The sequence below is a fragment of the Brevibacillus sp. NRRL NRS-603 genome, assembly GCF_003013445.1.
GTDB lineage: Bacteria > Bacillota > Bacilli > Brevibacillales > Brevibacillaceae > Brevibacillus > Brevibacillus formosus.
The window spans coordinates 162,534-181,469 of sequence record NZ_PXZN01000008.1; the positions used below are offsets into that span (position 1 = coordinate 162,534).

Annotated in this window: 24 protein-coding genes; 22 read left to right on the forward strand and 2 right to left on the reverse strand. The window is 41.4% G+C overall.

What is annotated here, in order from left to right; genetic code table 11:
- Positions 1–6: 6 nt before the first annotated feature.
- The 22 genes from C7R94_RS04205 (at position 7) to C7R94_RS04300 (ending at position 16,059) form a co-directional block, all read left to right on the forward strand.
- Entirely contained in the window at positions 7–411 is a 405-nt protein-coding gene (locus C7R94_RS04205; RefSeq protein ID WP_106778599.1) for a hypothetical protein, read from the forward strand.
- A 265-nt stretch (positions 412–676) separates the two neighbouring features.
- Positions 677–1,108, forward strand: a complete 432-nt coding sequence (locus C7R94_RS04210) for a hypothetical protein (RefSeq protein ID WP_233220473.1) — start codon at positions 677–679, stop codon at positions 1,106–1,108.
- Between the two features lie 4 nt (positions 1,109–1,112).
- On the forward strand, positions 1,113–1,409 hold the full coding sequence (locus C7R94_RS04215; RefSeq protein ID WP_106778600.1) for an HK97 family phage prohead protease: 297 nt from the start codon (positions 1,113–1,115) through the stop codon (positions 1,407–1,409).
- A 169-nt stretch (positions 1,410–1,578) separates the two neighbouring features.
- On the forward strand, positions 1,579–1,746 hold the full coding sequence (locus C7R94_RS29965; RefSeq protein WP_158264649.1) for a hypothetical protein: 168 nt from the start codon (positions 1,579–1,581) through the stop codon (positions 1,744–1,746).
- 8 nt (positions 1,747–1,754) lie between these two features.
- On the forward strand, positions 1,755–2,597 hold the full coding sequence (locus tag C7R94_RS04220; protein WP_197241773.1) for a pentapeptide repeat-containing protein: 843 nt from the start codon (positions 1,755–1,757) through the stop codon (positions 2,595–2,597).
- A 233-nt stretch (positions 2,598–2,830) separates the two neighbouring features.
- The gene (locus C7R94_RS04225; protein WP_106778601.1) at positions 2,831–3,295 is read left to right on the forward strand and encodes a hypothetical protein; all 465 of its coding nucleotides are present in this window, start codon (positions 2,831–2,833) and stop codon (positions 3,293–3,295) included.
- 4 nt (positions 3,296–3,299) lie between these two features.
- Positions 3,300–3,464: a hypothetical protein gene (locus C7R94_RS30185; RefSeq protein ID WP_170831576.1), complete on the forward strand. Its 165-nt coding sequence runs from the start codon at positions 3,300–3,302 to the stop codon at positions 3,462–3,464.
- A gap of 124 nt (positions 3,465–3,588) precedes the next feature.
- A complete protein-coding gene (locus C7R94_RS04230; protein WP_069846244.1) occupies positions 3,589–3,795 on the forward strand; it encodes a hypothetical protein in 207 nt (68 codons plus the stop codon).
- A gap of 101 nt (positions 3,796–3,896) precedes the next feature.
- Entirely contained in the window at positions 3,897–4,406 is a 510-nt protein-coding gene (locus C7R94_RS04235) for an HGGxSTG domain-containing protein (protein WP_106778602.1), read from the forward strand.
- 185 nt (positions 4,407–4,591) lie between these two features.
- A complete protein-coding gene (locus C7R94_RS04240) occupies positions 4,592–5,401 on the forward strand; it encodes a recombinase family protein (protein ID WP_106778603.1) in 810 nt (269 codons plus the stop codon).
- A 30-nt stretch (positions 5,402–5,431) separates the two neighbouring features.
- Positions 5,432–5,602 (forward strand): IDEAL domain-containing protein, encoded by a 171-nt coding sequence (locus C7R94_RS04245; protein WP_106778604.1) that lies wholly within the window; start codon positions 5,432–5,434, stop codon positions 5,600–5,602.
- Positions 5,603–5,982: 380 nt separating this feature from the next.
- The gene (locus tag C7R94_RS04250; RefSeq protein ID WP_206767928.1) at positions 5,983–6,807 is read left to right on the forward strand and encodes a replication initiation protein; all 825 of its coding nucleotides are present in this window, start codon (positions 5,983–5,985) and stop codon (positions 6,805–6,807) included.
- Between the two features lie 345 nt (positions 6,808–7,152).
- Positions 7,153–8,388: an IS110 family RNA-guided transposase gene (locus C7R94_RS04255; RefSeq protein ID WP_106778606.1), complete on the forward strand. Its 1,236-nt coding sequence runs from the start codon at positions 7,153–7,155 to the stop codon at positions 8,386–8,388.
- A gap of 124 nt (positions 8,389–8,512) precedes the next feature.
- Positions 8,513–8,974, forward strand: a complete 462-nt coding sequence (locus C7R94_RS04260) for a deaminase domain-containing protein (RefSeq protein ID WP_233220481.1) — start codon at positions 8,513–8,515, stop codon at positions 8,972–8,974.
- Positions 8,975–9,343: a hypothetical protein gene (locus C7R94_RS04265; protein ID WP_106778608.1), complete on the forward strand. Its 369-nt coding sequence runs from the start codon at positions 8,975–8,977 to the stop codon at positions 9,341–9,343.
- Positions 9,344–9,724: 381 nt separating this feature from the next.
- Positions 9,725–10,045, forward strand: coding sequence for a hypothetical protein (locus C7R94_RS04270; protein WP_106778609.1), 321 nt, complete (start codon positions 9,725–9,727; stop codon positions 10,043–10,045).
- A gap of 105 nt (positions 10,046–10,150) precedes the next feature.
- The gene (locus tag C7R94_RS04275) at positions 10,151–10,957 is read left to right on the forward strand and encodes an SMI1/KNR4 family protein (protein WP_106778610.1); all 807 of its coding nucleotides are present in this window, start codon (positions 10,151–10,153) and stop codon (positions 10,955–10,957) included.
- Positions 10,958–11,131: 174 nt separating this feature from the next.
- Positions 11,132–11,443 (forward strand): hypothetical protein, encoded by a 312-nt coding sequence (locus C7R94_RS04280; protein ID WP_106778611.1) that lies wholly within the window; start codon positions 11,132–11,134, stop codon positions 11,441–11,443.
- A gap of 3 nt (positions 11,444–11,446) precedes the next feature.
- Positions 11,447–12,058, forward strand: a complete 612-nt coding sequence (locus tag C7R94_RS04285; RefSeq protein WP_106778612.1) for a hypothetical protein — start codon at positions 11,447–11,449, stop codon at positions 12,056–12,058.
- A 299-nt stretch (positions 12,059–12,357) separates the two neighbouring features.
- On the forward strand, positions 12,358–14,736 hold the full coding sequence (locus C7R94_RS04290) for an ATP-binding protein (protein ID WP_106778613.1): 2,379 nt from the start codon (positions 12,358–12,360) through the stop codon (positions 14,734–14,736).
- Positions 14,733–15,383, forward strand: a complete 651-nt coding sequence (locus tag C7R94_RS04295) for a response regulator (protein WP_106778614.1) — start codon at positions 14,733–14,735, stop codon at positions 15,381–15,383. Before C7R94_RS04290 ends, C7R94_RS04295 begins: the two co-directional genes overlap by 4 nt.
- A 256-nt stretch (positions 15,384–15,639) precedes the next feature.
- Positions 15,640–16,059: a hypothetical protein gene (locus C7R94_RS04300; protein ID WP_106778615.1), complete on the forward strand. Its 420-nt coding sequence runs from the start codon at positions 15,640–15,642 to the stop codon at positions 16,057–16,059.
- Between the two features lie 470 nt (positions 16,060–16,529).
- On the opposite strand, the gene C7R94_RS30190 is transcribed toward C7R94_RS04300, so the two are convergent.
- Both C7R94_RS30190 and C7R94_RS04305 read right to left on the reverse strand, forming a co-directional pair.
- Complete coding sequence (locus tag C7R94_RS30190; protein WP_172141946.1) at positions 16,530–16,682, reverse strand: hypothetical protein; 153 nt, start codon at positions 16,680–16,682, stop codon at positions 16,530–16,532.
- 74 nt (positions 16,683–16,756) lie between these two features.
- On the reverse strand, positions 16,757–18,745 hold the full coding sequence (locus C7R94_RS04305; protein ID WP_106778616.1) for a serine hydrolase domain-containing protein: 1,989 nt from the start codon (positions 18,743–18,745) through the stop codon (positions 16,757–16,759).
- Between the last annotated feature and the right edge of the window lie 191 nt (positions 18,746–18,936).

Genomic DNA, 18,936 nt, shown 5'->3' on the forward strand with positions numbered 1-18,936 from the left:
TTTTATATGAGTAGCTATGAAGAAATAAAAGATTCTGTGAATCTTGGGTTTGAAGAATACGTTATTAACAACAAGTATAACACTGCACAGGCGTCTGCAAGAATTCTAGAAGAGGACTGGTGGATATTAAACGAGGACAATTTCAGTAAAACAGCTTTCTTTATATGTCTAGCCTTAGAAAGTTTAAAAATGAATGAAATTGCTGATTTTATATTATTAAAGCTAGATACTTTTTTGGGAAATTTAGAATTTGAAGATTCTACTAAAATTAATGATGTGAATCAACTTCTTCATGATATTAGCTTGTACAAAGAACGTATTGAAACGGATGATTATAAAATAATTGAGACTAATAATACTTGGAAAGGTAGACTTGAATATATTTTGAGTCTGAAACGAGAAGACTTGTAAGCCTTCACAAGGGGTTGTAAAAAATTGTGTACACCTATTTACACCCCTAACAACAAGATCATACAATACAACTAACAAACCAAACACTAAACAATTCAAACACTTGATAAACTTTCAAAAGCTCTTTCCAACTTGAACTATGAGTAGGAATGAGCTTTTTTTGCGTGCCAAAAATCAAAGGAGGATGAAACGAATGGCAAAACGTGAACAAGTAGGGGCAGAAGAGTTGAAGAACCAGCAACTAGCATAGGGAGCAAAAAAAGAAGTGAGGTCTATTGCTCAGGCACGAGCAGCATACGAGCAGCTTATGGATGAAATTCGTGGTTATTGTCAGCAAGCAAGGGAATTACGTGAACAGGCGGCAGTGCTACAGCGATCAGGCCATACAGATTTTCAGATTAGCGAAGAGATTCAGCAGTTGTTGAAACATGCGGAGCATTTGTATGCGGTAGCAGATCAAAAGGATAAACTACCACGCCAGCAAGCACTAGAACTCATAGAGAGGTTAGAGCAAGAAGCATCAGATTGCAAGCAGCTTATACAGTATAACGGGGCAGTTCAAGCACGACAGGAGCAAGAACTTGAAGATGCAAAGGCAGCGGCGGTGAAAATGGTTCAGGACGCAGAGGAACGGCTGGAACAAACAAGGCAGATATTATCTGAAAAAATGGCTCAGCTTGCAGAACTGGAGGGCTAAGCAGATGAAACATTCAATTCGTGTACAGGTAAAACAGTTAAAGAGTCCAACAGAAAATAGAGTTCTTAGGTTTATAGACTCAACCGAAGCAGAGGACAGAGATCGAGACGTTATTCGTGCTACTGGCTGGCAACTTGAAAATTACAAGAAAAACCCTGTGTTCCTCTGGGCGCATGACTATACGGTTCCCCCGATTGGACGGGCGCTAGATGTGCGAGTAGAGAATAAACAACTGGTATTCGACATTGAATTTCCGGTGAAAGGGCTGTACCCCTTAGCGGATACCGTCTATGAACTATAAGAAAAGCAAGCAAGTTAAACTGGTGGTGTCGCTAGTATATCTAGCAGCCACCGCTCCTTTTCAATAGTTTAGCTTTACAACATAGGGGACGGGTAAAGGTGGTAAGGGCGAAAAGCCTCATTTATATGATGTAAATGGGAATTATACTGGAGGAAGAAATCAAGAAGAATTGGATAGTTTAGCCCGAGATCCTGCAAGTAATGGGAAAATAGAACCGAAAAATATTAGGGAAAGGTTTGTTGGATTAGCACTAGAAGAAAGAGGTGACTTAGGAAGAATAATACCTGATCAACAAGCAGAAAATGGAGCGGAGTTTATTGATACACAACAGGCTTAAAGTGGGACGTGAAAAGTTTTGAATCATATCCAAGTGGCGATAATGGAGTACCTATAACAAATCCCAAAAAGGGTGCTTTTACTGTCAAACAAGGTATGAAAAAGATACGAAACGAATTTAGTAATGGGAATAACGTAATTATTGACACGAGAAAAATGGTGCCTGAGCATATTGAACAATTGAAGAAAGCGATTGATGAGGCAGGAGTAGGGAAATGGTATAATGTGGTATCCGTGAGGAGTAAGAAAATGGAAGGAAATATTATTAGTAAGTTTGAATTGCATAAAAAGTGGGTTGAGACAATTGGTAAAGAAGGTGAGATGTTAAAGTTAGATGAAGTGGACTTAAGAAGTTTTGATTTATCCGATATATTGCTTGAACAAGCATATTTAATAGAGTGTACTTTTGATGATCTCAAACTGGAAAATATCGATTTTCACACATCATTATTAGCCTCGTCAACATTTAAAAATGCATATTTAGATAAATGCGATTTTTATAAATCAGATCTTAGATATACAGATTTTTCTAACTGTGTCATTAAAAACAGTAGATTTAGTAAAGGTGATTGTTGGGAAGCAATATTTAGAAATGCATATTTAATAGATTGTAATTTGATTAATGTATCGTTCTACTTAACGGATTTTAGCTGGGCAAGACTAGAAAATGTAGATATAAGTGTTTCGACATTTAAAGAAACATTGTTAAACGGAGTAACATTAAAAAATATTAAAGGTATAAAAGAAGCCTTTTTTGAGAGTATTAATATTGGTACATCGGAGAAACCAATATTGTTGGAATCAGAAAAAGCAAGGGAATGGATGTTAGAAAAATGTGAAGTAAATGGTTAAAAGGATTGGCTACCAGTGCCGAATGAACCCATCATTCAACCAATAACACATATGACAGATACAAAAATGTAGATCGGGTTTACAACTCTAACAACAAGGTCGTACAATACAACCAACAAACCAAACACTAAATGATTCAAACACTTGATAAACTTTAAAAGCTCTTTCCAACTTGAACCATGAGTAGGAATGAGCTTTTTTTGCATGCCCAAAATCAAAGGAGGACGAAACGAATGGCAAAAGAAGTACAGGCAGTAGCAGAGGAAACAGGATTAATTGCACAGGCTCAAGCAGAGTATGAAGCGATTAGAGCACAAATTGCGGAGCATTACCAGCAAGCCAGAGAGCTAAGAAATCAAGCGGATAAGCTGAACCAGTCAGGACGAACCGACGTACAGGTGATGACAGAAGTAAATCAGTTGCTTGACCAAGCAAAAAGATTGACCTCATTAGCAGATCAGCTAGACGATCATGAGAGGTTAGAAGCGATTCGCAACATGAATGAACTTGAAATCGAAGCATGTGTACTAAAGGAAAAGAGAGCCTATAACGAAAATATGTTGGCTCGACAACATACAGAGCTTGAAAAAGTGAAAGAAGAAGCCGCAGCAATGATACGACGAGCAGAAGAAGAAATGAAGGAAACATCAAGATGCTTGGCTGTTCAAAAGAAACGGTTAGCTGAACTGGAGGGATAAGCTAATGAAGTCATTGAGTCCGGAAGCATTAGAAGCACGTCGAGAATATAGAAGACAATACGAACGTGAGTATCGGCGCAAATGGAGGCGGAAGCCGGAGAATCGTCTGAAAGCGAAGGAGTACGAGCGCAGATATTGGGAACAAAAGGTACAGCAATCTAAGGAATAACACATGCAGCCAAACGCTCGTAGGTAGCGCACCCATTCAAATGTACGACCAAGGAAAGTTTACCGAAACAGACACGAAACCACGAGAGCAACCAAATACGAAAGTCACAGGAGGAAGTAACACAATGACGAAACATGAAGAATTTTTATGGGAACTGCTACTTCACGAGATCGAAACGAAAGCAGAACTAACACGAATGTACTTTGATTGCTTTACGTTCATAGTTAAAACAGAACAACTTGAGGCATTTCAGTTGCATAAGAAACAGAGGGAAGAAAGTAGAAGGAAAGCATTAAAGGAGTCATTCCTTGAAGAAGATGAACAAGAATAGTGAACATGTATTGAAACAGATAGATAAACAGCTTGGAGGCAAGTTGCCCTCCCACGGTCGGGGAAACGATACCCCATGAAATGAGGTTAGGGGATATAAAAATGGAACAGAAACAATGCGGAGCCAAGACGAAAAGCGGTGAAGCTTGTAAAAAAGCGGCTCTAAAGAATGGACGTTGCAGGTTCCATGGTGGAAAATCCACGGGTCCGAAGGATAAGACGAAGCATAGCGAGCGTCTAAAAGGCAACAAAAACGCCTTGAGGCATGGACTGTATGAAACGATCTGGCTAGATACGCTAACCGAGGAAGAACGGGAATTGTACCATCAGGTTTCAATCGACCCGAATGTACAGGTGGATAGCGAGTATCGGCTTTCAGAGTTACGGAAACGGCGTATGATGCTGCGTATTCAGCAAGAGGAACAGAAGGACAAGCCTGACCCTGCTGAAATTAGAGCCATTGAAGATGCCATCACCAAAGTGCAGATGAATGTTGCGGCACTTATTCGGGAGAACGGCAAGCTCAGGGATATGCAGAAGCAGAAAAGCGATGGCTCGTTAGACCAGTTGGTCGAGATACTGCACCAAGCGAGAAGCAAGTTTCAAGGATGAAGACAGGAGCAGACAGAGCACACGCTTTGTTTCGCTCCTTTTTACTACCGCAGAAGGCGTGGCATCTAAAAATGAATGTAAAAATGTCTTACCACGATCACGGTTGGTGGCGTATGGGAAGGCAAAAAGGACTTTTAATTTGTTTTATCGAGATCGTATAGTGTAACAAAAAGGTGGCACTGGACATGGGTTACATGAACATCAAGAAGGTGGTTGGGTACGCTCGTATCTCATCAGATAGTCAGTTAGAAAACACGTCCATAGCTGAACAAGTGAAAAAGATTGAGGCGTACTGTATTAGCCAAGGCTGGGAACTGGCAGGAATGTTTATGGACGAAGGAGAAAGTGGAAGTACGACAGAGCGTGACGGATACAGAGACATGATGAAATGCGTTCAGCAAGCTGAAAACGAGGTCAGCGGTATCGTCGTAGTGAAAGCAGACCGTATACATAGACGACTGAAAAACTTACTTGGATTGATCGAGGACGAACTGGAGCCGAAGGGAATTGCTTTCATTAGCGTAATGGAACATTTTGATACCTCCACCCCGCAAGGGATGCTGTTCCTTCAAATGATCGGTTCTTTTGCAGAGTTTGAACGGAAGATTATCAACGAGCGGACGAAAGAAGGTCGAATTGCTACCGCTAGAGAGAACAAATATGCTGGCGGCGCACCTGCCTATGGGTACAGTGTTCTAAATGGTGTCATTGTCGTAGACGAGCAACAAGCACAAACGGTAAAGAGCATCTTTCAACTCTATGTAGAGGGGAATAATCCATACAAAATTGCTTGCAAGTTGAACCGAGCAGGCATAACGACGAAGACAGGGAAGCAATGGACGGTTGTGCAGGTGTTGAACATTCTTAGAAATGAGACGTACACAGGGTTCAACATGTACAACGGGCAAAAAGAGCAGAACGGCATTAGACAGAAAGATGTGTTCCCTCGTATCATTAGTCGCCAGTTGTGGAACAAGGCAAGGCAGGTCAGCTAATCATTACGTAGACATTGGGAGGCTGGACAAATGAACGAATTCAAAGAACGGATGATGATGTGTTCTGAAGACTACGACGAAATGATTGACATGGCTCTAGCCATGAAGGACAAGGAATGGTTTGAGGAACTGGTTACCAAGCAAAAGCAGTTACGTGAACTGGAAATTGAAATGCGACGCGAATTAGGTGTACTCGACTAGGATACGAGCATACTCCACAGCAGACCCACGAGAATCGGGCGAGACGACGTTCTCATGTAGGATTACCACAAATGACACCGATGAACGGTGATACAAACGAGAGCGAACCATCTCATAGGGTTAAACGTTATTGTTGACTCCAAACAAAGCGTGTGTCATAATCTCCGTACAGTATTCGATTGTGGTTCAGGGGATACTGCTAACTTGGAAAACTTTTACTCTTAGAGCACTTGATTGTCTGTAATGGGCGACAAGTGCTTTTTTGCGTTTAACACGTTGAAACGGACAGCGCCCGATAATTACTTAATTAGTCGAGTAAGTGTTACATTTTACAATCGCATGGAGCAAAAAAGCGTATGAGAACGGGAGTGTAGCGTGTGATGAAGGCAAGTGTATCCATAGACAAATTTGTCATGGAGTACAAGGATGTGCCGCTTGGGGCTTATTACGGATTGATGAGAGATGCGGCAATGAACAGTTTTCAAATCAAAGAAACGGTGTATTGGGGCGACTACTGTTACGAGTTGCATATACGGAAAGGGAATCGAGCCTACCTGCATGTGTTTTACAAGAACTTTAGGGAGACGGAGGGACACTTGCATACATTGCGGCTAGAGACGCACCCCGAACATTACTTGCATTTTCGGGAGTTGGTGGAACCGATACGCAAGGTGGCAAGCAGGATATACTTTGTGGGCTGTGATGTGGCGTACGATGTGCGTACCTCACTGGAAAATGTGGTAGTCATCCCGATGCATGGAAGGAGAAAAATGACTCATGAAGGAACAACGAGGTACTTTGGATTACCTCATCAGCGCAAGACAAACGGATACTGCCGTATTTACGACAAAAGGCTGGAACTATGGGAAAAGCAAGGCATCGCTATTGACCACGAGTTGAGCCGGATGGAGATAGTATATAAACCAGACCAGAAAATATTGCTGTCAGATGTGGGCAGGTATCCGCCCGAGCAGAACGATAAATATTTTGCGGCAGTGGTAACAGATTGGGATGCACTTCCTAGAAAACGGGCAGAACAGATTCGCAACATGCGGGACGGAGTAAAAATGTATGATCGTCGTATGCGAACAGTGGTAAAAGAAACCCTTGCAAACCCGTATCACGTAGATTTCAACAGGTTAGCAAGGGAACAATGGGTATCGCTAGTTGAAGTACCTTGTGCGGCATTGCTGAGGGCAGCATAAACCGCAGAGTCAAACAGCGATTGGTGTAACGATTTCGTATTTACAGTATACGACCTTCCCACAGAGGAAAACGACAGGAAACATACAGGGTTGTGCAGATTTTGGAAAATATCGTATACTGCGCATCACTGTTTACCCGTTGTGTAGGGAATGTCGAAAAATATTTTCGTACGCTCCTTTCAAAACGTTGAAATTTTATTATATGTAGTTATACAGACGTTGAACGATTAGAAAATGGACTGGCTGGCGTCCCGTTGCGGGTCACTTGTTGACTAACGCTTGAGCTGAGGTTGCCGACATTTTTTTAGCTTTCAACGTACTTCATAGACAGAGGTGATGCCTTGCATGCATTACAAACAGAAGCATATTTACATTGGAGTTGACCTGCATAAGAAAACCCATACGGCGGTGGTCATCAACTGCTGGAACGAGAAGCTGAGGGAAGTGACGTTTGAGAACAAGCCGTCCGCTTTTGATGAACTGACCACCTATGTCAAGCAGCTCAAGAAGCGAGGCATGACCCCTGTGTATGGATTGGAAGATGTAGGTGGGTATGGTCGTTCGTTAGCAGTATACTTGCTGGAAAATAGGCAACTGGTGAAGGAGGTCAATTCCGCTCTTTCATATGCCGAGCGCAAGAGTTACCCAACCACGCAAAAGAGCGATAGCTGGGATGCGGAGAGTGTAGCGAAAATCCTGCTGAACAAGCTGGACATTTTGCCCGACGCGAACCCGCAAGACGTATACTGGACGATTGGTCAACTGGTGACGAGAAGGAATGGCTTGGTGAAGGGATTGATCTCCCTTAAAAACCAATTGCACACCCAACTCAGTTACCATTACCCCAGTTACAAAAAGTTCTTTAGCGACATCGACGGAAAATGTGCGCTGGCTTTTTGGGAGAAGTACCCTGCCCCACACGTACTAAACGGTGTCTTGGTCGAAGAATTTGCGGAGTTTTTACGGAAATCAAGTAACAATGCGTGTTCGACAAGGAAGGCAGAAGAAATACTGGCACTTGTGCATGCAGATGGAGACACAACCAGAAGCTATCAGGAACAACGAGACTTTCTAATCAAGAGCCATGTGCGGGACATACAGTTCAACAAGAAGGAAATCGAATATGTAGAAGGCGAACTGCAAGGTATGATGAAACGGCTAGACTACCAACTAGAAACGATGCCAGGCATAGATTTGGTAACGGCATCTTCTCTAGTGGCAGAAATAGGCGACATTAACCGTTTTGCCAGCGCAGATAAACTGGCACGTTTTGCAGGGATAGCCCCTGTCAATTTCAGTTCCGGCGGCAAAGGTACGAACCAAAAAAGCAGACAGGGTAATCGGATACTGCATGGTTTGTTTTACAACCTAGCTGTCCAGCAAGTGCAAGTTTCAAAAGGCAGCAAAAAGCCACGCAATCCGCTCTTTTACGAATACTTCAACCGCAAGAAAGAAGAAGGGAAAACGCCAACGCAAGCCTTAGTATGTGTCATGCGGCGGTTAGTCAACATTATTTACGGCATGATGAAACATAAAACAGCGTTCCGTCTCCCCGAGCAAACTGAAAAACAAGCAAGCTAAACTGGTGGTATTGCTAGTACATCTAGCAACCACCGCTCCTTTTCAATAGTTTAGCTTTACAACATAGGGGACGGGTAATGCTCGAAAGCTAGATGATGAACTAGATGCTGAGCTTATAAAAGAAATAAAAGTAGCGAAAAAGAAACTTCCAAAGTGGGCAAGAAAAGCTTACAATTTTGGATATGCCAAGGTTGAGATAAAAGGTTTGGAAGATAAAACAGAGTATTTTGCTCATAGTGCAATAGAAAATCCTAAGCAGATTAAAGATGAAGCAGATAGAGAGAAAATTAAAGATATTTCTGTTGAGCCACCAGAGGGAGAAAGGTTATTTAAAACCCAAAAGGTCAACAAACAGAATGTTGTAAATGGTGAAGAGGCTTGGGATAGGGCTACAGATACGGAATTTAAAATACTAAATGAAATCGCGACTAAGTTAGGGGAAAATAAAGAGGCTGTCGGTAAAATTAAAATGTATACTGATTTAGATTGCTGTCCTAGTTGTAGTAATGTTATCGGCCAATTTAAAGAAAAATATCCCAAAATTGAAATAGAAGTGATTTATAAAACTAAAGGGGGCGGAACATAAATGAGTGATGAACTTTTATTTGAAGAAGTTGAGTTTTTTGAACTTCAGTATTTAATAACGGATAGGTTTTACTATGAAGTTTCACTAAATGATCGTACTTATGGACAGGCCGCAGGGATTTGTTATCAATCGTTTTATGAACACATCGTATCAAATAATATTAACACTATTATTACCATCTCTCTAATCATCAGATTAATGATTAGGCATGATGTTGAAATTAGTAAAAGTGATATTGATGATATGAAAAGAGTCATACTTTTGTCACAAGAAATCAATTATGAAGAAGTATTAAATGAAAATCAGATAGAATATCTTGAAGAGTTTATAGGAGAAATAAAAAGAAAATATGAGAAGCTGACTAGATAAAAGCCGATTTAGAGAGCGTCAATAGGAGTCTGTAAAATAGTTTTGTAAAGTAATTTACACTCCCAACAACTAGATCGTCAATACAACCAACAAACCAAACACTTAGAAACTTGACTAACACGATTAGACCAACTTCTCAAGGCTTATTCCAACTCGAACGACGAGGAGGAATGAGCCTTTTATGCATGCTCAGATTTAAGAGAGGATAAGGAAAATGGCAAAACAGTCAGGAAGGAGAGTAAACACTGGTTTTATAACTCGGGCAAGCAAAGTATGAGTTGATAGTGGAGAAAGGCGGCAGGGGGATATTAGTGTGTACCACAGACGTTCTCGAAATGGACAGATGCAAAACACGATGTTGCTGAGCAGGTCGCAATTGGTTTGCAAACGTTCAGGCATATACTTGGAGATGGTAAAAGAGCCCCAAATCCAGCCGTTTCTGTAATAACGCACGAAGATGGAACGGTTTCAGTTGGGTTTTCAGGTGAAGCAAGTCCTAAAAATATTGAAACAGCAAGACAATTACAAAATGCATTAAATAAAAAATATGGAGATAAGTACACTGTAAAGGCTGAACCTATGCCAACAGAGAATCTAAAAATAGTTAAGGGTGGTAATGCTGTAGGTACTTGTGCAGAATCAAAAGTAGTAAATGCTGCACATGATAGCCCAAGTAAAATAACAGGCATGGATACTGTTTAGCGCTCATCTAAAAAAGAAAATCCGTATCCATATGCAGAAGATTCAACCAAATGAATCCATATTTAACGTGTAGTGATATAAAAAATAAAGAGGAGTACATGAAATATGCAAATGCCAATAAAAAGTAATCACATCCCACCCATAGGAGATTATACAAATCTTTTTGAACGATTATCAAAATATATATCAAGATTTGATGAGAAATGGGTAAATGAAATAGAACCAGCAAAAAAAGAGAGCATAGATACGCTAAAAAATCTAACGCAAATTAGTAAATATAACTATCATTTTCCTAAAGAATATGAGATTTATTTACATTATATGGGACAGGATGATAAGGGTTTACTTAAAACTCAACTTCCAGGATATGCTTCAATTTCTGAGATAATTGATTCTTATGAAGCGATACATGAGGAAGCACCAGACACTTTAAGTGATAAATATATACATTTTTTTCAAAAAGAATTATTTGATGGTCAACTATCATTTGATTTTACCCAAACTGATAATACTCAGATTGTTATAACTAATGAGGACAGCCAGTTTGTAAGCTATTTTGCAGATAACTTTGAAAAATTGTTATTTCAATGTGCATTTAGTAAATATGAAAGATTAAATTATGATAAGTGTATAATCTTTGCTGGATCACCTAACATGCTTAAAGAAGCAATACAGAGGCACAATGAATCGGATGTTCTTAGCATAATTGATAAATTTTCGAAAACATATGATTTTCAAAGAGCATGGTTTAGTGACTTGACTCATTACATAGGTTTTAAAGACGGCATTAGCTTTTACATCGAAAGAAGGAATAATGCTTTGTGTGGGTTTATAGCAGGTGATTTAGATAAACAAATCGACAATATTGGTGAAACCTTACTAGCTGAATTATGTGTTAATAAAAAAAATTAAAGCATTCACCATGATTATATGCAAAGTTTCGAATGGCAAAACGTGAACAGGTAGTGGCAGAAGAGTTGAAGAACCAGCAACTAGCACAGGAAGTAGAAAAGTAAATGAGGTCTATAGCTTAGGCACGAGCTGTATACGAGCAGCTTATGGATAAAGGGAACGGGTAATGCAGGAATGTATCCTTACGTTAATCAGTACGGGGAGACTGTAACAAAAAAAGAACAGACTATTACTGATGCAGAATTTAGAGATTCGAACTCATTAACACGGCAACAAATTACCGATATTATGAATAATAAGAATAAAGGTTTGGTAGAAAGAGGATTTGCAAAAGCAGTATACGAATTGGCCCAGAAAAAAGGTATTAACCCAAAAGTCATTTTAGCTACTCTCTGCTCCAGAGCAAGGGTGGGGAAGAAATGGAAATTATCAATACGTTCGGAGAATAGCAAGACATTTTCAGATCTTTTGATTGAGGGAGATTAAGCAATGAAAAAATTGTTAGTTACTTTAATCCTACTATCTGTGGCAATAGTCTTTTCTGCTTGTAATTCCCAAAAGCCTATTTCTAATACATCCGAAATGAGTCAACAGGTTACGCCTGCGAACAAAACAGAGGGATTAATTAATACTGTAAATCAAGCCTCGAATACGAAAACAACAGACTTATCTACCAATGAACTAAAACAGTATTTAGACTCAGTAAAATCAAACATCTCAACAATAACTGAGAAAGATAATGAAACAGGGACTATTTCAGTTATGGAATCCCATATGGTATTTCCTTTTGTATTTGTGAAAAGCTTAGGGATATCATTCATTTTTCCAAATGATACAGATGATATAAATCCAACCTACATGAATGTAAACAAGGCTACAAATATTAGAAATATTAATGTAAAGGGCGCAATGCCAGGAATGAATTTTAAAGATATAATGAGTAAACTTGAAAATGCACAGGTAAAGAAAACTTGGGTCTCAACAGAAGATAATGTGGTTTATAAAATTGATTATAAGCTCGACGATGTCGTATATACTTTTATTTCATCTGATGAACTGGGAAATGAATCACAACTATTTATTTCCTTAGATGATAACTAATAGGCGGTTGTCAACATGATGACGGTCTTTTTCTTATTTAGCCTTTTACGGTTTCCTTTTTGGGTGGAGGTGGGTGATGAATGAACCCATCGTTCAACCAATAGCACGTATAACCCATGTAATACCTGTATTAAACAGGTCGATTATGGTCAGATACCACCATGATTGACCTGTTTTTATGTCCAGCCGAAGGAAAGTAGATCTTCTGGTGTAAAAATGGCAAAATAAGGTAATTCATGGTATATTTTATCCAAACTACATCAACTCCAAAAGACCGTGGTAAAGGAGATCCAGACGATATGCAATTATATAAGAAGCAATGGCTTTTTATCGTCCTTTTTGTACTGGCAGGCTTGTTTGCAAGCTATGCGAGTTATTTAGCCTTTACCAAAACGCTCGTGAACATATATGTAGAGAAAATGCCGGACGGGGATTGGATCGTTTCAGGCAACGTCGTATCGGAATACAATGCTAGTCAGTGGGCAGAGGAGAATGGCATAGCTCCAGGCGATAGGATTATAAAAATAGATGGTCATTCTCCAGATGAGGACATCTCCGTTTCACGGTTTGGGAAGATTGGAACGGCAGATACGCTGGAAGTCATAAAAGACGGGAAACGGATTGTGCATTACATACAAAATGACCACAGCATTTCGTACCTGGTGTACTGTGTGATTCTGCCAGGCATTATTTTTGTCATGCTGCTTCTCTTTTCTATATTTTTGCTACAGAAGACAGAGGCAAAAAATGTTCCTTCGATCACGTTGATTCTGTTTTTTCTGGCTACCGGGTGTGGCTATGTATCAGGTGCTACCGCTGGCTTGGGGGACATGATCATTCGGCTTGGCAATACGCTGGGTGTTTTGTTCTGCCTCGTATTATTACTGCATTTTCTTCTCAGTTATTTTGACCTCCTCCACATGAGAGGGCGAATCCTGCTGACTCTCGTATACTTCACAGGCACGCTCCTCTATGTTGCCGAAAGCTTCGTTTCATTTGCAAAGATGAAGGAATACTTCTTGACGGTGTATGTAGTCAAGCTGACCTTTTACTCCATTGTATTCTTGATTAATCTCATTGTTATTTTATTTCAATATTTCCATTACCGCCGAACACGAAAAGAAGCGATCATGAAGGTTATGCTCACCGGGATATGTGTATCCTATTTCCCTTATGTAATGATGGTGACCTTGCCGAAAACGCTCTTTGGTTTTGAATTGATCCAGACTGAGATAGCGGTCTCGTTTCTGTTTTTCTTGCCTGTCTCTTTTTATTATTTGGTGACAGCGAAACAGCTTCTTGATATTGATTTTTTGTTGAACCGATTAAAGTATTATATCCTGCTGTCACTCCTGCCATCGGTGTTGATCTTGCTGATCTGCATGTATGTGATCGGCTATTCTCCAAATGGTATGGTTAGCTGGCTACAGCTGTCACTGGCGACTTATCTGATTATTACGCTGCTCTTTTTTGCAAAAGAGGCGCTGGACTATGAACTAAGGTACATTTTGTTTCGAGAAAAACTCAATTTCCAGTCAAGCTTGGATCGTTTTTCACGAGAGATCATGAAAGTCATGAAGGTGGTAGAACTGGATGAGCGCTTGATTGCCGAAATACGTGACATTTTGCAAATAAAAGCCGTTTCAATTGCAGAGATTGAACCGAACCAGAAGAAGGTACATTGGCTGGAAGGCTATCCAGCTCCGTCGACGGAGAGGATTATTCAGATTCTTCAACAAAAAAGTAGCGTCGTGAAGATTGGAGACATCGTTACCGATGAGAGCGGTGTGTTTATCCATATGGGGGAGCGGAATCAGAAGTTGGCATTTGTCTGGATGCAAAACAAGCCCAACCAGACACAATTCAATTTTGACGAAATCATGTGGATAAAAACGATAGTCAGATATGTAGGCCTTGTCTATGAAAATCTTTTTTTGATTGAGAAGCTGTCAGACGAGCTGGAGGAATCGCTGCAAAAGCAAAAGGGGGTGTCACCGTGGCTCCTTCGCTTGTTTTTTCGCATGTCCGAGAAGGAAAGGCGCCGGCTGGCAAGCGATCTGCACGATTCTGCGTTACAGGAGCAAATCGTTTGGTACCGAAGACTGGATAAGCTGATTACAGACACGAATACACCAGAAGCGGTAGCCAGTGAGCTAACGCACATTCGGGAAGGACTCTTGGATGTCATCTATCAAATCCGTCAAATTTGCAACGAGTTACGGCCGCCATTTTTGCAGGAGATGGGTATTGTAGAAGCGCTGGAGGGCTTGCTTTCTTACACTCAGCAACAAGAGAATTTTACGATCACGTTTGCGAAAGGTCAGATTCCTTCTGATCTTGATCCGGAAATCTCGATCAGTCTATATCGGATTGTACAGGAATTGTTGCGAAATGCTGCTAAACACGCCAGTGCATCCAGTGTCCACATCACGTTGGATTGCAACAACGAACACCTGATCCTGCACTATTCCGATAACGGGCAAGGCATGGCTGAAACTGAGCTACGATCAACCTTTTCGCACATGGGTATCGTGGGGATTCAGGAGCGGGTGCGCTGTTTGCGGGGGACGATTCTTTTTCAAACCGATGTGGGAAAAGGTTTTGATGTTCATGTCACACTGCCTGTACATAGGATCGCCGATACACTTTTGTTGGATGGAAAGGAGATTTATCCATGATTAAGCTGTTGTTGGTTGATGATCATCCCTCCGTTCGGGAAGGAACAAAAGTCATGTTTGAGGAGGAGCAAGATTTTGCAGTAAGCGCGGTTTCTTCCGGGATGGAGGCATTGGAGCTGGTCAAAGTTAATGACTTTGATGTAATGCTGTTTGATTTGCACATGCCCGTAATTAACGGCTTGGAGCTGACCAAGCGCATCATGCACATCAAACCCAATTCGCTTATCATCATCTACACAGGCTTTGAAATTGAGCCGTACTTTAACAAACTGGTAGAGGCGGGTGTCTCCGGTTTTGTCAGCAAAACAGCCACAAGAGAGCAGATGATCGAAGCCATCCGATGCACAGTGCGCAATGAAACCGTCATTCCGATTCCTTTGTTCAAACAATTAAGACGAAACAGTGTACGGCTATGTACAGGAGAGGATCAACTAGAAGAGGTGTCAATAAACGAGCGGGAGCAGCAAATCCTGCTCGAAATTGCGAAAGGGCGCAGCAACAAAGAACTGTCGGAGATCTTGCTGATGAGCCAGCGCAACGTGGAGTACCAGTTGACGCGTATCTTTGGAAAGTTGCAGGTACGGTCGCGGGCAGAGGCGATCAGCGAAGCGATTAAAAGGGGGATCATCCCTGAACAGAGTTGGTAGTCGTTTGGAGAGAAGAGCGTTTGTACTTGAAAAAGTCGAGCGCTCTTTTTCTATTTCGGAAGAATGATTGCGGGGAGCGCAAAAGAAATACGGAATTCCGAAATGGCGTTTTCGGTGAAAAATGTAAAAATCTGGATTAAAGTAATGATCAGAAGAGGTTGAAGGTACTGAAGGAGGTGAAAAGCATAGCTGGATGGCTTACAGGTTTAGCTGATAATACGGAGTGAGTATTACAAAATTTAAGGAGGTTCTTCTTATGTTGAAACGTTTTGCTTTTTCTATTCTTTCGGCAGCTATGGTGCTATCATTGGGAACTGGTGCTGCATTTGCTTCTCAGGGAGATCGTGTATCAACGGCTAAAGCACCTCTTGCAGGAAGTATTCAACCACAATCAGCCAATCTTTATGTTGGATGGAACCAAAAATCGGGAGCTCACCATTACCAATTGACCATAAGAAATACGAGCACTAATAACATTCTCTATGTTAGAGGCGAGCGTATTGAACACAAGTGGGTCTACGGGGATAGCATAAGTCTCCCTGAAGTGCCATCAGGCCCATATAGAGTTTGGCTGGGGGCATATGATAATTATGGTAACTTGATAGGGCAGGATACACAATATGTAACCGTTAACTACAATGGTGGTAATGTATGGCTCAATCCCCAAAATCCATAAAACAACTTTTCATGGAAGGGGCACCCAGTAGGACCTTAATGAGAGCACTGCAAAAGTAGTGTTTTGGTTGAAGCTAGAGTCTTCACTATTGATTCCAAAAAAATGCAGACCAACTCCTTTAGGAGGCGGGCTGCATTTTTTCTATGAGCTTTACCATCCGTTTTGCGTTTATGACAAAAGTCGTACGAATGGCTTGTATTCGCATACGAAAGTGATCACATACTCGGAATGAACACTCCATCTCAGCTTCGAGCATTTCTTGGATTATTTCAGCAAACAAATTCTTAAAATAGACTCTATCTACTCGAATTAGGGAAGCACTTAGCGAGAGAGGCTACTGTCAGAAAGCACGAGAGTTACCCAGAGATGAAGGTTCTGGCGAGAATCCATGCTCGATAAGCAGATTTTTTTTCTGAAAGAAGAAAGACTGCCGAGTTTCTCGACAGCCTTAAAGCGGGAGACAGTAGTTATTAATCTTTCAGCTCAGTAATCACTTTTGAAGCCCGTTTTTCATCAGGGGTAGGGAACATTTGAAATTGATGCTGAAGCTCGATTTCCTTCTCATTCAAGTCACTTGAAACTTTTTGCTCAGCTTGTCCCCTGTGTTTATCGCTATTTTCCACGACCAGTCACCTCCCTCAAAGGAGTAGGGTATACAACAGGTCCCTATTTTATCCCAGAAAGAGGAAAAGAATGCTTATCGTTTAATCGGCAATGAATAGTAACCAAATGCTAAGTCAAGCAAGGCACTGGCTTCTTGACGCTTCAGTAAATCTTTAGCACGGAATGTGAAAGAGCCATCTGGGTTCACCTTCGTGTCAGGATCGACGATGCCTTGTGAAACAAGAGCAGTGATCGCATCTTTTGCCCATGCGTCGGCTGTGTCTTGCAGCGTCACTTTGCTGGTTGCCACTGGTTCAAGCTGCTTTAAATTTTGGATCATGGCAGCAGCGACTTGTCTTGTGATTGGTGCCGAAGGGTTCAAATTAGGGATGCCCGCGGCCAATTGCTGTCTAAGCCCGTCTTCCATCCCGGCCATTACGTAATGGCCTTCTGCTTTGATCAGGGCGTCAGCAAATTCACCTTGTGTCATGGTCCCTGTAGGATCAAATTTATTTCCTGATTTCGCTCCCATAATGGAAAGGGCGCTGAGATTGTTGATATGGGTCTTATAGCTGCTGGTGTTAGGGACGTCTGAGTAGGTTTTTTTCATTTCCATTTTTTGTGTTTCACCAGCAAGGTTAACGCCTTTTGGCGTTGTATAATAGAAGTATTTGATGTTACCGTTTTTGTCTTCCTTGAACGCGACTTTTTCGCCTGCCTCATCTACAAATAGCAATGGGCGAATCATTCGCAGCTTTTGTTTTCCGGTTGCCTCACTCTCAAGCACGAGTGATCCATCCTCATAGGTAATAGAAGTGCGTGTCCAATAGGCACGCGTATGTTGATACAGCCCGAAATATTTTTGCGCATCCGCTTCACTCAAGGGCAAGTAATCAGGCTCAGCTTTCTTTTCTGTTTCTGGGAAATAATGATCCATGAATTCTTTGTAAATATCAGCGCTAACCATTGAATCATTGTTGTAGGACATGAAAAAGCCGGTTTTATGTTCCGGGATCAATACCATCAGGGAAGAATGGCCTGGCATGTTTCCGCCCTTCAAAACAACGTGCTGACCATTTGTATACTCTGGAAAATAGTTTTCAAAGCCTACGGTTGTGATCGGGATGTCATCCGCGAAAATCTGGTGCGTATGCATCAATTCCATGCTTTTCTGGCTGACGATTTCCTTGCCGTCAAATTTTCCGTTTTGCAGGTGCATGATCATGTACTTTGCCATGTCTTCTGCTGTTGATATAATGCTTCCCTGCGGACCATCAGTTGGATTGGTTCCTTCTAGCGGACGTGGCTCGCCATTATCATAGTAATTGGCAGCCATTCTCTTCATGAGCTCAGGCTTCAAACGTTCACTGGTCGAGGTCATTCCGAGAGGCTTGAACACTTTTTCATCCATATACTGGGCAAAGGGGATTCCACTTGCTTTTTCCACGGCGTAGCCAGCTAGCAAGAATCCGGTATTATCATACGTATAGGTTTCGCCAGGTGGTCGGATGATGACCGGCATGTGCTTTGGAAAGAATTCATCCATAGAGATGTCCTGCCCGATGTATTGTGGACCGGTAAAGGTAGTTTCGTCAGGAAATGCGAAGCCGGGTGTGTAGGTGAGCAAGTTGTACATGGTGACGGGTTTTCCTGTATTATTAGGAATTTTTAGCCCACCAAGATATTCCTCTATATTGGCATGCAAGTCAATTTTACCCGCATCGACTTGCTGCATGGCAGCCAAGGCGGTAAAGGTTTTCGATACTGATCCAATTTGGAACACCGTGTCTTTATCAACAGGGATTTTCTTTTCCTTGTTAGCAAAGCCGTAGCCTTTGTTCACGAGGACTTTTCCATCACGGACGACAACAAAGCTGGAACCAGCCACATTATATTCTTTCATTTTTTCTGCAAACAGTGGATCGGCAAACGCTTCTATTTCTTTGGCATCCACTGGTCCTTGGGCAGCAACGGAAGCAGTCTGAGTGGATTCCACAGCACCGAGCGACTGCGTGCATGCAGAAATCAAGGTTGTGGAGAGAAGAAAAACGACGAGACTCATTTTTTGTATTACTTTTTTCATGTGTGATTCTCCTTTTTGTGTTGGCAACACGGTTTGACGCACCGACTCTGAGAGAGAGCGCTTGAGCACAGTATGGCAAAGCTCGTGTCATACTCGGTAGTTACTTCTTGTCATCACTTTTCCGACTGACAAAATGATTTTGATTTTGATGAAATGACATGACTTAGCCTGTCATATGACATTTTGATACT